This is a genomic window from Nonomuraea sp. NPDC023979 (genome assembly GCF_040639085.1).
Lineage (GTDB): Bacteria > Actinomycetota > Actinomycetes > Streptosporangiales > Streptosporangiaceae > Nonomuraea > Nonomuraea ceibae.
On sequence record NZ_JBEZZG010000002.1, the window covers coordinates 412,239 to 425,884 of the forward strand.

Annotated in this window: 13 protein-coding genes; 2 read left to right on the top strand and 11 right to left on the bottom strand. The window is 73.0% G+C overall.

Annotation, left to right across the window (positions count from 1 at the left end):
* Positions 1-46 precede the first annotated feature (46 nt).
* On the top strand, positions 47-712 hold the full coding sequence (locus AB0G11_RS05230; RefSeq protein ID WP_308125586.1) for an FCD domain-containing protein: 666 nt from the start codon (positions 47-49) through the stop codon (positions 710-712).
* Positions 713-827: 115 nt separating this feature from the next.
* Here the strand turns inward: AB0G11_RS05230 and AB0G11_RS05235 are convergent, their stop codons facing one another.
* The 4 genes from AB0G11_RS05235 to AB0G11_RS05250 all read right to left on the bottom strand — a co-directional run bounded on the left by AB0G11_RS05235 (position 828) and on the right by AB0G11_RS05250 (position 4,222).
* Positions 828-1,478 carry an HNH endonuclease family protein gene (locus AB0G11_RS05235; RefSeq protein WP_219499737.1) on the bottom strand — a complete coding sequence of 217 codons (651 nt, stop codon included), beginning with the start codon at positions 1,476-1,478 and terminating at the stop codon, positions 828-830.
* Between the two features lie 43 nt (positions 1,479-1,521).
* Positions 1,522-2,079 carry a hypothetical protein gene (locus AB0G11_RS05240; protein ID WP_308125587.1) on the bottom strand — a complete coding sequence of 186 codons (558 nt, stop codon included), beginning with the start codon at positions 2,077-2,079 and terminating at the stop codon, positions 1,522-1,524.
* Positions 2,080-2,316: 237 nt separating this feature from the next.
* Positions 2,317-2,862, bottom strand: coding sequence for a GNAT family N-acetyltransferase (locus AB0G11_RS05245; RefSeq protein ID WP_357584079.1), 546 nt, complete (start codon positions 2,860-2,862; stop codon positions 2,317-2,319).
* A 196-nt stretch (positions 2,863-3,058) separates the two neighbouring features.
* Positions 3,059-4,222, bottom strand: coding sequence for an acyl-CoA dehydrogenase family protein (locus AB0G11_RS05250; RefSeq protein ID WP_219499742.1), 1,164 nt, complete (start codon positions 4,220-4,222; stop codon positions 3,059-3,061).
* Positions 4,223-4,348: 126 nt separating this feature from the next.
* On the opposite strand from AB0G11_RS05250, the gene AB0G11_RS05255 reads away from it, so the two are divergent.
* Positions 4,349-5,662, top strand: a complete 1,314-nt coding sequence (locus tag AB0G11_RS05255; RefSeq protein WP_219499744.1) for a UDP-glucose/GDP-mannose dehydrogenase family protein — start codon at positions 4,349-4,351, stop codon at positions 5,660-5,662.
* A gap of 54 nt (positions 5,663-5,716) precedes the next feature.
* On the opposite strand, the gene purE is transcribed toward AB0G11_RS05255, so the two are convergent.
* Genes purE through AB0G11_RS05290 form a run of 7 tightly spaced genes read right to left on the bottom strand, consistent with a single transcriptional unit; the run spans position 5,717 to position 13,615 of the window.
* On the bottom strand, positions 5,717-6,229 hold the full coding sequence (gene purE / locus AB0G11_RS05260) for a 5-(carboxyamino)imidazole ribonucleotide mutase (RefSeq protein WP_357584081.1): 513 nt from the start codon (positions 6,227-6,229) through the stop codon (positions 5,717-5,719).
* Entirely contained in the window at positions 6,226-7,374 is a 1,149-nt protein-coding gene (locus tag AB0G11_RS05265) for a 5-(carboxyamino)imidazole ribonucleotide synthase (protein WP_219499748.1), read from the bottom strand. Before AB0G11_RS05265 ends, purE begins: the two co-directional genes overlap by 4 nt.
* Complete coding sequence (locus AB0G11_RS05270; RefSeq protein WP_219499750.1) at positions 7,371-8,444, bottom strand: DUF917 domain-containing protein; 1,074 nt, start codon at positions 8,442-8,444, stop codon at positions 7,371-7,373. The genes AB0G11_RS05265 and AB0G11_RS05270 overlap by 4 nt, the downstream gene beginning before the upstream one ends.
* Positions 8,437-9,954 (bottom strand): hydantoinase/oxoprolinase family protein, encoded by a 1,518-nt coding sequence (locus tag AB0G11_RS05275; protein WP_357584083.1) that lies wholly within the window; start codon positions 9,952-9,954, stop codon positions 8,437-8,439. Before AB0G11_RS05275 ends, AB0G11_RS05270 begins: the two co-directional genes overlap by 8 nt.
* 12 nt (positions 9,955-9,966) lie before the next feature.
* Positions 9,967-11,274: a cytosine permease gene (locus tag AB0G11_RS05280; RefSeq protein ID WP_357584085.1), complete on the bottom strand. Its 1,308-nt coding sequence runs from the start codon at positions 11,272-11,274 to the stop codon at positions 9,967-9,969.
* 23 nt (positions 11,275-11,297) lie between these two features.
* Complete coding sequence (locus tag AB0G11_RS05285; RefSeq protein ID WP_357584087.1) at positions 11,298-12,632, bottom strand: hydantoinase/oxoprolinase N-terminal domain-containing protein; 1,335 nt, start codon at positions 12,630-12,632, stop codon at positions 11,298-11,300.
* Positions 12,629-13,615 carry a DUF917 domain-containing protein gene (locus AB0G11_RS05290; RefSeq protein WP_219499763.1) on the bottom strand — a complete coding sequence of 329 codons (987 nt, stop codon included), beginning with the start codon at positions 13,613-13,615 and terminating at the stop codon, positions 12,629-12,631. The genes AB0G11_RS05285 and AB0G11_RS05290 overlap by 4 nt, the downstream gene beginning before the upstream one ends.
* Between the last annotated feature and the right edge of the window lie 31 nt (positions 13,616-13,646).

A 13,646-nucleotide genomic window follows, 5' to 3' on the forward strand; every position in this document is an offset into this window, starting at 1 on the left:
AGGTTTGTCAACGCTGGAGCGTAGCGCGATCTGCTACTTTTGTCCGGTGGTTTCCCCATTGACGCGGGCCGAAGCCCTCGCCGCCGACATCGAAGCCATGATCACCGAACGGGGTCTCGGGCCCGGTGACCTGATCGGCACCATGGAGGAGTTCCGCGACCGCTCCGGGTTCGGCCGCGCCACCATCAGCGAGGCGGTGCGCCTCCTCAGCGACCGAGGCAGCGTCCACATCCGCCCCGGCCGCGGCGGCGGCCTGTTCGTCGCCGAACCCAACCCCGTCGTCCGGCTCCGGCACACCCTGCTCACCGTCCGCCGCGAGCCCACCACCGTGGCCGACGCGATCGCCGTACGCGAGTCGCTGGAGCCCCTGATCGCCGCCGACGCCGCCCGCCACCGCACGTCCGCCGACGTCACGGCGCTGCGCCGGCTCGTGGCGCGGCTCAGGAAGTCGACAGGCGACGCCGAACGCTTCCTGCGCGCCAACTGGGCCCTGCACGAGCGCATCGCCCAGATCAGCCCGAACCCGCTGGCCAAGGCCGTCTACCAGAGCATGACGCGGTGCATCGCCGACCTGTCCACCGGAGCCGGGGCCACCCACCCCGACGGCTACCTGGACGAACGGGCCGAGATCCACGCCGAGCTGGTCGAGGCGATCGCGGCCGGCGACGTCGACCGCACCGCCGCCGCCGTAACCCGCCACCGCGGCCCCTGACCCGCCGCGTCGTAGGCCCGGCGGGCCCGCCGAGCTCATCCGTGAAGCCGGAGCCCGCCCCTCTCACACACAGAAGTACAGTTCTGAGAACTGTACTTCTGTATCTTCGTGCGCCTCAGCAGGTGCGGAGCATGTTGAGCAGGGCCGTGCGCTCGTTGCGGGTCACGAAGAGCCGGTAGTGCCGCTTCACGGTGATCCACGAGGTCGCGTACCGGCACCAGTACGCACGCCGCGGCGGGCGCCAGCTCTGCGGGCCCTGGCCGCCCTTGGCGATGTTGGAGGAGTGGCTGACCGTGAGCAGTTCGGGGCGGCGCAGGTCGTTGGCGAAGGCGCGGCGCTTGGCCTGGCTCCACCGCTTGGCCCCGGAGCGCCAGGCGTAGGAGAGCGGCACGACGTGGTCGACGTCCACGTACTTCTCGCTCTTGAGCCACTTGCCGTCGTACGGGCTGTACCAGCGGCCCTTGACGGGGTGGCAGGCGGCGTTGCGGCGGACGCGGCGCCCGTCACGGGCCAGGACCGTCTCCCGTACGCTGCACGTGCCCTTGTGGTGGGCCCACCGGGGCTGGAACCGCTTGCGGCTGTAGCCGCGGATGGATAACGGCCGGGCGACCTTGAGCTGGGCCAGCATCCGCCGGGCCGACGCCTCGGCGGTCGAGCGCTTACGGGGCTCGGCCGACGCCGGGAGGGCGGCGACGGCCGGGAGGAACAGGAGGGCGAGCGTGGCGACGCACGCCGCCCGCCGCAGGATGATCAAGGTTCGACCCATGCCCCGTGGCATCCCCCGCTTGGGGCGGCGCTATTCCGCCCGGTCACAACATCAGGACGAGCTGGGCCGCGATGGCCACGTCCACCACCCCGCACCACTCGGCGAACGAGCGGGCCACGACCTTGTCCATCTTCAGGTGGACGAAGTCCCAGACCCCGTGGAAGAACCAGCCGGCGGCCACGAGGTAGCGGCCCAGATCCGGGTCGACCGCGAGCCCGGCCAGCGCCAGCCCGCCGAACACCAGCATGCCCAGCGCCTGGACGCGGAACGTCCCGTCGCGCCGGAGCTGCCCGTCCACCGCGCCCCACACCAGCACGACCAGCGCGATCGCGGTGATGACGGCCGCGGGCTGGATCACGTCCAGCGCCCGCAGCCCGACGACGCCGACGATGCCGATCCCCAGCCCGGGCCAGGTCGCCGCGCGCCGTCGCAGCTTGGCCACCACCAGGTAGAGCAGCGGGAGGAGCATGAGGGCGTGGGCGAGACCGGCGACGCCGTCGCCGGACGACGACCCGCCGAACGTCAGCGCTGTCGCCGCCAGCGCCAGCGCCGTCGGCCAGCGCCGCAACAGCCAGGAGATCCACTTCGGGGCGCCGTTCACGGGTGAGCTCCGTCGGTACGGAGTGGGGGTATCCATGAGGACCACTCTGGAGGAGCCGCACAGGTGTCAGTAGTGCCGGAACCGCAGGTGACCGCATGGGGATGTCACGCCTCGACATGACATCTGTCATGTCGCCCCGGGCGCTCCCGTTCAGTCCGGGCGCGACCGGAGCCGAGCTCTGGGCCTGGCCGTCCGCGTGGCGGGCCGCCGATAGGGCTTCTGGAGACGCTCGCGCCGCTACCTCGGGTCGAGTACGCGCGTCATCCAGATCGAGTCGCCGTGCTCGGCGTCCTCGGTGACGCGGCCACTGGGGTGGAACCCGAGCTTCTCAAGGACGCGGAACGAGGGCGCGTTCCACTCCCGCACGGTCGCCCAGAGCCGTCGCCGCCCCGTCCGGACCGCGGCCTCCAGGACCGCGCGGGCGGCTTCCGTCGCGTACCCATGACCGTGCGCCCGCCGCGCCAGCTCGTACGCGATCTCGGGTTCGTCGAAGGACGCCTGGCCGACGATCAGCCCGCAGTACCCGATGAACTCCCCGGTGTCCCGCAGCTCGACAGGGAACAGCCCGAGCCCGGGTTCCGCCCCCCGCGGGTCCTCCACGAGCCGGCCGCGAAGGTCCTCGACCGTCGGCCGCCCCTCGTCGTCGACCCGCCGCGCCGACGGCACCCGGGGATCCCGCTCCAGCCACAACCCGTGGTAGCCCTCGGCATCCGACGGCACCCAGGCCCGCAACCGCAACCGCTCGGTCACCAGCTCAGCCGGCAGCTCCCCATAAGTCCCCACCCGCCCAACCTAAACCAGCACCGACCAGGCCCAGAAGGCGCCCTTACCAGGGGATCGAGAACGGGCGACACACCCAGTCCGGCCCCTGCTTATCGACGCGGCGAAGCGCTTTATGCTGGGGGTTTGGGGGGCTGTGCCCCCCAATGAGCTCGACGGCGCGAAGCGCCTCGCCGGCGAAGGCCATGCCTTTGGGCGCCTACTTGAGCAGCTGCCTGGCCATGACCATGCGCTGGATCTGGTTGGTCCCCTCGTAGATCTGGGTGATCTTGGCGTCGCGCATCATGCGTTCCACCGGGAAGTCCTTCGTGTACCCGTACCCGCCCAGCATCTGCACCGCGTCGGTGGTGATCTCCATGGCGGCGTCCGAGGCCGCGCACTTGGCGGCGCTGGACAGGAACGTGAGGTCCTTCTGCGGCTTGCCGTGCATGGCGAGCTCGGACTTGGCGGCCGCGTGGTAGGTGAGCTGCCGGGCGGCCTCCAGCTTCATCGCCATGTCGGCCAGCATGAACTGCAGCCCCTGGAAGTCGGCCACGGGCCGGCCGAACTGCTTGCGCTCCTTGACGTACCCCACGGCGTAGTCGAGGGCTCCCTGGGCGATGCCGAGCGCCTGGGCGGCGATGGTGACGCGCGTGTGGTCGAGCGTGGCCAGGGCGGTCTTGAAGCCGGTTCCGGGCTCGCCGATCATGCGGGATTCGGGGATGCGGACGTTCTCGAGGATGACCTGGCGGGTGGGTGACGCCTTGATGCCGAGCTTGCGCTCCTTGGGGCCGAAGGAGACGCCTTCGTCGGACTTTTCCACGACGAAGGCGGAGATTCCGCGCGCCCCGGCGGACGGGTCGGTCACGGCCATGACGGTGTAGTACTCGGACACGCCGGCGTTGGTGATCCACATCTTGGTGCCGTTGAGGACGTAGTGGTCACCGTCCTTGACGGCGCGGGTCTTCATGGCGGCGGCGTCGGATCCGGCTTCCGGCTCGGAGAGCGCGTACGAGAACATCGCCTCGCCGGTGGCGACGGGGCGGAGGTAGGCGGACTTCAGCTCCTCCGACGCCGACAGCAGCAGCGGGACGGTGCCGAGCTTGTTGACGGCGGGGATCAGCGAGGAGGAGGCGCACGCGCGGGCGACCTCCTCGATGACGATGACCGCGGCGAGGGCGTCGGCCCCGGCTCCGCCGTAGGACTCAGGTACGTGGACGGCGTGCAGGTCGGCGGCGACCAGGGCCTTGTAGACGTCCCAGGGGAACTCCTCGTTCTCGTCCGCCTCGGCGGCACGCGGGGCGATCTTCTCGTCGGCGAGGGCCCTGACCGTGTCCCTGAGCATGTCGTGCTCTTCGGCGGGCGCGTACAGAGGAAAGTCCATACAGAGATACTAGGACGTCCGAGCATCTTGTTACCAGTCGGTACGGTTTGCGGGGTATGCCCAGGTGGCACGAAGGGGGTAGCCAAGAGCCGGTAGCATGCCACGGCGATCGAAAGGAGTTCACTCGTGCCATATCGCCTCACGGTGATCGGGACCGGTTACCTGGGCATCACCCATGCGGCCTGCATGGCTGATCTCGGATACGACGTCCTCGGCCTCGACATCGACGCCGACAAGATCCGCCGTCTCAACAACGGTGAGCTCCCGATCCACGAGCCCGGCCTGGAGCCGGTGCTGCGCCGGGGGCTCGAATCCGGCCGGCTTCGGTTCACCACCTCCTACGAGGAGGTGGGCGCTTTCGGCGACGTGCACTTCGTGTGCGTCGGCACCCCGCAGAAACGCGGCGAGTACGCCGCCGACGTGTCCTACACGGACGCCGCGATCGAGTCGCTGGCCCCCTACCTCGACCGTGAGTGCCTGGTGGTCGGCAAGTCGACCGTGCCGGTGGGCACCGCGGGTCGGCTGGCCGACAAGCTCGCCCTGCTGGCCCCGGCCGGGACCCAGGCCGAGCTGGCGTGGAACCCCGAGTTCCTGCGCGAGGGCTTCGCTGTCCAGGACACGCTCCACCCCGACCGGATCGTGATCGGCGTACGCAGCGAGCGGGCCGAGAAGATGCTGCGCGAGGTGTACGAGCCGCTGGGCGAGGTGCCGATGGTCGTCACCGACTTCCCCACGGCCGAGCTCGTCAAGACGGCGGCCAACTCCTTCCTGGCCACCAAGATCTCCTTCATCAACGCGATGGCCGAGGTGTGCGAGGCCGCCCACGCCGACGTGCAGCAGCTCTCGCTGGCCCTGTCGTACGACGACCGCATCGGCGGGCGCTACCTCAACCCGGGGCTCGGCTTCGGCGGCGGCTGCCTGCCCAAGGACATCAGGGCGTTCATGGCGCGGGCCGGCGAGCTGGGCGCGGACCAGGCGCTGACGTTCCTGCGCGAGGTCGACGCGATCAACATGCGCCGCCGGGCGCGGATGGTGGACCTGGCCAGGGAGCTGGCCGGCGGCTCGTTCCGGGGCTGCACGGTGGGCGTGCTCGGCGCGGCCTTCAAGCCGAACTCCGACGACATCCGCGACTCACCGGCGCTGGACGTCGCCGTGACGATCGGGCACCAGGGCGGCCAGGTCACGGTCTACGACCCGATCGCGCTGGACAACGCGCGCAAGGCGCACCCGGAGCTCAACTACGGCGCGTCGGCGGTGGAGGCGGTGCGCGGGGCGCACGTCGTGCTGCTGCTGACCGAGTGGGACGAGTTCGTGGCCCTCGACCCGGAGGAGCTCGGCTCGGTCGTGGCCACGCGCAGGATCGTCGACGGGCGCAACGCGCTCAACGCCGAGGCGTGGCGCTCGGCGGGCTGGCACTACCGGGCTCTCGGCCGCCCCTGAGACCTCCGGCGCGCCACTCACGCAGCGCGCCGGGTACGTGGTGTGACGCGGCCCCTACGAGAGCGGCCGCGTCCCGGCGAGCGACGCCGCCTCGGCGCGCAGCCGCGCGCCCTTGGCGTGCGCCTGCTCCTTCAGCGTCTCCTGGAAGGTCACCATCCGCTCCCGCAGCCCCGCGTCGGAGGCGGCCAGGATGCGTACGGCCAGCAGCCCGGCGTTGCGCGCGCCGCCGACCGCCACGGTGGCGACGGGCACCCCGGCGGGCATCTGCACGATGGACAGCAGCGAGTCCATCCCGTCGAGGTACTTCAGCGGCACCGGCACCCCGATGACGGGCAGCGGCGTCACGGAGGCGAGCATGCCGGGCAGGTGGGCGGCCCCGCCGGCCCCGGCGATGATCACCTGGATGCCGCGGGACGCCGCCTGCGTGCCGTAGTCGATCATCTCGGCAGGCATCCGGTGGGCCGACACGACGTCGGCCTCGAACGGCACCCCGAACTCGGCGACGGCCTCCGCGGCCAGCTTCATCACCGGCCAGTCGGAGTCGCTTCCCATGACGATGCCGATCATGCGTACTCCCCGGTGGTGAGGTGGACGGCGGCGTGGCGGGCGCGGGCGCGGCAGGAGTCGAGGTCGTCGCCCGTCACCGTGACGTGCCCGATCTTGCGCCCGGGACGCACTTCCTTGCCGTAGAAGTGCACCTTCACGCCGGGGTCGTGCGCCATGACGTGCTCGTACCGCTTGAACAGGTCGGGGTCGTCGCCGCCGAGCAGGTTGGCCATCACGACCACGGGCGCGGTCATCGACGGCGAGCCGAGCGGCAGGTCGAGCACCGCCCGCAGGTGCTGCTCGAACTGCGACGTGCGGGCGCCCTCGATGGTCCAGTGGCCGCTGTTGTGCGGCCGCATGGCCAGCTCGTTGACCACCAGCCCGCCGGCCGTCTGGAACATCTCGACGGCCAGCAGCCCGGTCACGCCGAGCTCGTGGGCGATGTTGAGCGCGACCCGCTGCGCCTGGGCGGCCTCCTCCGGGTCGAGCCCGGGGGCGGGGGCGAGCACCTCGACGCAGATGCCGTCCTGCTGCACGGTCTCGACGACCGGGTAGCTGACGCCCTGCCCGTGCGGGGAGCGGGCGACGAGCACGGCCAGCTCCCGCTCGAACGGGACGAACGCCTCGGCCATCAGCGGCACCCCGGCCGCGAACGCCTCGGTCACGTCGGCCTCGGTGCGGCACACCCACACACCGCGCCCGTCGTAGCCGCCCCGGATCGCCTTGAGCACGAACGGCCACCCGTGCTCCTGGGCGAACGCGACGGCCTCGGCGGCGTCGGACACGCGGGCCCACGCCGGGCAGGGCGCGCCGATGGCGGTCAGCCGCTCGCGCATGACGGCCTTGTCCTGGGCGTGGACGAGCGCGTCGGCGCCGGGGTGGACCTGGAGGCCGCCGGCGGCCAGCGCCCGGATGTGCTCGGTGGGCACGTGCTCGTGGTCGAACGTGATCGCGTCGCAGCCCTTGCCGAACTCCCGCAGGTCGGCCAGGTCACGGTAGTCGCCGATGCGGGTGTCGACGATGACCCGGGCGGCGCTCTCTCCGGGGGCGTTGGCCAGCACCCGGAGCTCCACCCCGAGCGCGATGGCGGCCTGCTGGGTCATCCTGGCGAGCTGTCCCGCGCCGACGATGCCGACCACGGGGCCGATGGGACTGTATGCGTTCACGTGACTTGAGCATACCTACCCCGAAGGGGCAGGTAGTCGCAGTCGTAGCCGAAGTAGCGGGGCCCCGCGAGCTCCAGCCCGGCGGGCGAGGCCCAGCGCGGGTCGCACGGCGCGGCGATGACGGTGACGCGCAGCCCGTAGCGCATGGCCTCGGTCGTGACGGGCTCGCCGGAGTCGGTGTCGAGGACGCAGATCAGGTCCGGGGTGGTCGCCACGATCTCGCCGTCGCGGCGGGCGAGCAGGTGCTCGTTCTGGAAGCTGAGCTCCAGCGTGCCCGTGCCCTCCAGTCGGGCGTTGCCCCGGGCGAAGCCGCCGGTGGTGCGGCGTTCGACGTCGACGACCTTGCCGGTGAACAGCTTGACGCCGCCGAGCACGTCCAGGGCGGCGCGCACCGGGTCGGCGTTGGCGGCGCGGGCCCGCCGCACGGCCTTGCCGAGGTTCTCGGCGAGCGTCAGCGTGGCGGGGACCAGGCCGTCGCGGAGCTGGTCGCCGCGCAGCACGGTGTCGGCGCAGGAGACCTGGCAGCCCATCTGCACGCAGGCGGCCCGGGTGATGCGTTCGGCCCACTGGTTGGACACGGTGTCGACGACGAGCGTGTTGCCCTTGTCGTCGGCGACGGCCATCGGCGTGTTGGGCACGCCCATGAGGGTGGGCAGCACCATCTGGGCCTCGGGGAAGGCCCGGCCCATCGCGTCACCGTCGACGAGCGGCAGCCCGGCCTGGGCGGCGGCCGCGATGGGGATCATCGAGTTCACGCCGCCGATCTCGATGGGCACGATGTGCGTGGCGGGGCGGCCGAGCACGGCTTCGAGTGCGCGCAGCGCGGTCAGCTCCTCGGTGCCGGCGGGCAGCTTCTCCAGCAGCACGGTCGGCGCGCCCATCCCGGACACGGCGACGACGGTGGCGTCGGCGGGCACCTCGTCGATGTCGTACACGGTCACCGGGCCGTGCCTGCGGATGGCCTCGCGGGCCAGCAGCTTGCCCACGTACGGGTCGCCGCCGCCGCCGGTGCCGAGGATGCCGGCGCCGCGCGCCAGGTCGTCGAGCCGGTCGATCCCGATCTCACGCATCGATCTTCTCCAGGTCCAGGTCGCCGACGGCCTTGATCCTGACCCGGGTGGCGTCACCCGGCAGGTAGGCGAGCGGCAGCTCTTCCACGTCCACGATCCGCACGCTGCCCGCGCGTGCCCCGGCGCGCTCGGCCCGCGCGACCGCCTCGTTCTTGGCCTCGGCCAGCACGCTCTCGCGCGGGCCCGAGAACACCCGGTCGACCTCGCCGCCGACCTGGGCGATGGCCGCGCCGACGGCGTTGGCCACCTCGTAGTGGTCGGGGCGGCGCACGTCGGCGAAGCCGGGCAGCTCGCCGACGAGGATGCTGCCGCCGCCCACGAGGACGACGGGCAGCGGGGCGGCGCTGGTGCGCATGCGGTCCACCGCTTCGGCGACGCGCTCGGCGATGATCTTCAGCGGGCGTTCGTGGTCCACGCCGGTGACGCGGGCGGGGTCGCCGACGACGGCCTGCCCGGCGGCCACGGCCAGGTCGGTCGCGGTCAGCGTGCCGCCGCCGAACACCAGCGCCTCGGCGGTGAGCCGGTAGCCGACGCTGCGCGGGCCCACGCTGCCGTCGGCGGCGACGATCGAGCCGCCGCCGATGCCGATGGACAGCACGTCCGGGATGCGGAAGTTGGTGCGCACCTCGGCGACCAGCGCCTCGCCCGCGGCCTCGCGCGGGAAGCCGCCGTTCAGGATGCCGACGTCCGTGGTGGTGCCGCCGATGTCGACGACCGCGCAGTCGGTCAGCCCCGAGAGGTACGCGGCTCCGCGCATGGAGTTCGTCGGCCCGGAGGCGAAGGTGGCCACCGGGTAGCGGCGGGCGTGGTCCACGTCCATGAGCGTGCCGTCGTTCTGCGACAGGAACAGCGGCGCCCGGATGCCCGCCACCGCCAGCGCCTCGGCGAACGCCGCGACCGTACGGCCGGCGAGCGGGCGCAGGGCGGCGTTCACGATGGTGGCGTTCTCCCTGGCCAGCAGGCCGACCCTGCCGATCTCGTGGGACAGCGACAGGTGGACCTCGGGGCCCAGCTCGGCGGCCAGGATGTCGGCGGCCTGGCGCTCGGAGTCGGCGCTGACCGGGGAGAACACCGAGGAGATCGCGACCGTGCGCAGGCCGCGGGCCCGGATGTCGGCGGCGACCCGCCGGAGCTCGCCGGGGTCGAGGGCGGAGATGGGCGTGCCGTCGTACTCGTGGCCGCCGTGGCACAGGTAGACGGCGCCCTCGACGGCCTCGCGCAGCCGGTCGGGCCAGTCGACCAGGGGCGGGAGCGCGGCCGTGGCGGGCAGGCCGAGCCGGACGGCGGCGACGGGCTCCAGCCGGGCGGCCTCGACGAGGGCGTTGACGAAGTGGGTGGTGCCGATCATCACGGCCGACGCCTCGGTGGCGCCGAGCCCGGCGATGGCCGCGGCGACGCCGCCGGTGACGTCTTCGGTGGTGGGGGACTTGACGGTGGCGAGCACCTGGCCGCCGTCGCCGATGAGGGCGGCGTCGGTGTTGGTGCCGCCGACGTCGATGCCGATGCGCATGTACGGGACTTTCTAGGCGAGGACGGGCTGTTCACGGCTGGCGCGGACCAGGCCGAGCCGGCCGGCGACGACGTAGGCCAGTCCGGCGAGCAGGAGGGAGTTGAGCGCGGGGATGCCGATCCACTGGTAGTGCTCGCTGAGCCAGCCGAACAGGGCGGCGGCAGCCCAGATGACGAGCGTGGCGGGCACCCAGGCGGGCTCGGTGTCGGGCAGCCGCCCGGCGGCGCGTGAGGCGTCGAGCACCGGCCGCCAGCGGCGCACCACGAAGTACTCGGCGACCATGATCCCGGCGATCGGCGGCGTGACGACGCCGAGGATCAGCAGGAAGTCGGTGAACCGCTCCAGGATGCCGAGGGCGGCGAGCACGCTGCCGAGGACGCCGACGCCGATCGTGACCGTGACCCGGTTCAGCCGCACGCCGGTCGTGGTCTCGACGGCGTTGAGCAGGCCGAGCGTGGAGGAGTACAGGTTCCAGTTGTTGATCTTGACGGTGGCGGAGATGAGCACGATGACGCCGACCACGCCGGACGACGCCGTGATGATCGCGATCACGTCCGACGTCTTGACCGCGTAGGCCAGCAGCACGCCCGCGAGGCCGAGCACGTACTCGCCGAGCGAGATGCCGACGAGCGTCTGCTTGACCACGTCGCCGGTGTTGCGGTTGAACCTGGTCATGTCGGGCGTGGTGACGGCGCCGACGATGTACGAGCCGGCCACGATGGTGGCGCCGGTGGCGATGCTGATGGGCTCGCCGAACGGCGGCGAGGCCACCAGCGTGCCCAGGTCGTGGCGGGAGATCTCCACCCACATCGCCCACCCGGCCAGTCCGAGGAACGCCGGCACGGTGATGAACGCGGTCATCCCCATGGCCTTGAACCCGCGGATGACCAGCAGCGTCACGCCGATCCCGGCGATCAGCGACCACGCCCACAGCGGCAGCCACGACATGATCGAGTGCAGCCCGGCCGCGAACACCGCGGTCTGCACGCCGAACCAGCCGAACAGGCTCAGCGTGATGACGATTCCGATCAGCGTGGACCCGTAGCGGCCGAAGCCGGTCCACCGGGCCAGCATGGACGTCGACAGGCCCTCGCGCATGCCGGCGATGCCGACGAAGATGCAGACGACCTCCAGGATGACCGACCCGAGGGTGAACGCCCAGAACGCCCCCCAGAACGACAGGCCGGCGCCGAGGGTCGCGCCGAGCAGGAACTGCGTCAGGTCGGAGAGCTGGCCGAACCGCTGCACGGCCACGTTGAACCACGGGTACCGCGCGCTCTGCGGCACCCGCTCAAGGGGATAGTCGGAGTCGGTGGTCACGTGCTCGCCTTTCTCAGGGGGGTTCACAGATGCGAGGGGCGGCCGGCCGCGCGGGCGCGGAGCCTGACGAAGGAGCCGGGCAGGTAGTCGAGCGGGGTCTCGTCCACCTCGACCAGCGCCACGTCGCGCGGGTCGGCCCCGGCGCGCACGGCGGCGGCCCTGGCCTCCTCGGCGACGGCCTCACGCGCGGCGGCGCCGGGCAGCCGGACGATCCGTTCGTACTGGCCGCCGACGGGGCTGACGGCCGCGCCGATGGCGCCGGCGCACAGCCCGTGCGCGGGGTGCAGGCCGCCGGGGACGGCGTGCGCGCCGCCGCCGACCACGACGAGCGGGAGCCGCGCCGGGCCGGGCTGCAGCCGGTCGACGGCCTCGGCCAGCTCGGCGGGGTCGATCGGGCGCGGCACCCGGATCAGGCCGGGGATGCGCAGGCCCACGGGCACGCCGCCGATCCCGGCCCCGCGCACCGCCTCCTCGGGGAAGCCGCCGGCCAGCACGCCGACGCGGACGCGGGCCGCGCCCACGTCGGCGACCACGGCGTCGTGCAGGCCGGCGAGCACGCCCGCGCCGCGCAGCACGCTGGCGGGGCCGCTGCCCAGGCTCAGCCCGGGATGCCTGGCCAGGTGCTCCAGGCTCATCAGCGTGCCGTCGCCGCGCGTCACGAACACCGCCGCGCCGGGGCACAGGCCCGACAGCGTCTCGGCCAGCCCTTCGGCGACGGCTCCGGCGAAGCCCGAGAGGGCGGCGTCCAGCACGGTGGCGTTCTCGCGTTCCAGCAGGCCGATCGAGCCGAGCTCGGCGGAGAGCGAGATCGGCAGGTCGCCGGCCTCGGCCCGGATGATCTCGGCGGCCTCCCGCTCCTGGCGGCCGTCCAGCGGGGAGAACAGGCCGGTGACGGCGACGGCCTCGGCGGCGCCCGCCGCCGAGGCGGCGAAGCGGGCCACGGCGTCGCGGTCCAGCGGGGTCCAGTCCTCGCGGTCCAGGCCGCCGCCTCCGGCGACGGTGGCCGTCCCGGCGCTGACGGCCGCGCGCAGGTCCTCCGGCCAGCCCGACAGGGGGCGTACGGCGCGGCCGGACTCGCCGCTGATGCGCAGCACCGCCACCCGGCGCAGGCCGCGCCGCCGGGTCACGGCGGTGGCCGCGCCGCGCAGGCCCACCGCGACCTGGGCGGACTCGTGCGGCGGCAGCGCCCCGAGCGCGGCGCGTACACAGGCCACCGGGTCGTCGGGGACGGAGGCGACCTTGACGGTGGCGAGCACGCGCCCGGCGTCGTCGAGCAGGGCGGCGTCGGTGTTGGTCGGCCCGACGTCCACCCCGGCCCGCACCATGCCGACCTGCCGCCGCTCGACCCCGGGGCTCATGACGGCCTCCCCTCGCCGGTCAGCCCCGCCAGGCCGAAGGCCGCGGGGCCCGCGAGGCGCAGACCGGCGGGGGTGTGCCAGATCGGGTCGCAGGGAACGGTGACGACGCTGACGCGCAGGCCGTAGCGGATCTGCTCGACCCGCAGCACCTCCTCGGTGCGGGTGTCGAGCAGCGCGATCACGTCGGGGACCAGGGCCAGCGGCGCGCCGTCCTCGATGACCGCGTGGAACTCGCTGCCCGCCTCGATCCTGGCGAGCCGGCCCAGGTCGCGGCCCAGGCCCTCGATGAGGATGGTCCCGGACGTCTCCGCCACCTTGCCGGTGATGAGCGGCTCGGGGAGGGAGGTCCCGAGCCGCAGCGCGCGGGTGACGGAGCCGACGGCCGTGCAGGCGGCGACCTGGCCGCCGCGCAGGATGTACTCGCTGGTGGCGACCTGGCCGCCGAACGCCTCCAGCGAGGCCCTGACCAGCCGTTCCAGCCAGCGGCCTGTCACGTTCTCGATGACGAGGGTGCGCCCGCGCTCGTCGCACACCACGGCGGGCGTGGGCGGGACGCCGTGCAGCTCCATGACCGTCTGGTCCATGCCGGGGAAGGCGCGGCTCATGCCGTCGGCGTCGACCAGCGGCAGCCCGGTGACGGCGGCCCAGGCGACGGCCAGGCAGCCGTTGGCGCCGCCGATCTCGCTGGCCATGACGGCGCCGACGGGCGCGCCGAACAGCTCCTCGACCTTGGCCCGCAGGTGGACGGGCTCGTTGACGCCGCAGATCCGCTCCGACATCACCGCCGAGGAGCCGGCCGTGCCGACGGGCATGACGAGCGTGTCCGGGGCGAGGTCGCCGGGCCGCACGACGGCGACGGGGCCGTGGTCCTCCAGCGCCTGCATGGCCGCCGCGCGCGCGATCGCGACGGGGCCGCCGCCGCCCGAGCCGAGCACGGCGCACCCTCTGGCGAACGCGGGCAGCAGCCCGGTTCCGATGTCCACCTGTTCACGGTACGAAATCGCAGGTCAGCAG

Excerpts from the sequence above, each read along its gene's own strand:
- purE (WP_357584081.1), bottom strand. The coding sequence starts at position 6,229 with ATGATCGGCATCGTCATGGGAAGCGACTCCGACTGGCCGGTGATGAAG.
- AB0G11_RS05285 (WP_357584087.1), bottom strand. The coding sequence starts at position 12,632 with ATGAGCCCCGGGGTCGAGCGGCGGCAGGTCGGCATGGTGCGGGCCGGG.
- AB0G11_RS05235 (WP_219499737.1), bottom strand. The coding sequence starts at position 1,478 with ATGGGTCGAACCTTGATCATCCTGCGGCGGGCGGCGTGCGTCGCCACG.
- AB0G11_RS05250 (WP_219499742.1), bottom strand. The coding sequence starts at position 4,222 with ATGGACTTTCCTCTGTACGCGCCCGCCGAAGAGCACGACATGCTCAGG.
- AB0G11_RS05275 (WP_357584083.1), bottom strand. The coding sequence starts at position 9,954 with ATGCGCATCGGCATCGACGTCGGCGGCACCAACACCGACGCCGCCCTC.
- AB0G11_RS05270 (WP_219499750.1), bottom strand. The coding sequence starts at position 8,444 with ATGCGTGAGATCGGGATCGACCGGCTCGACGACCTGGCGCGCGGCGCC.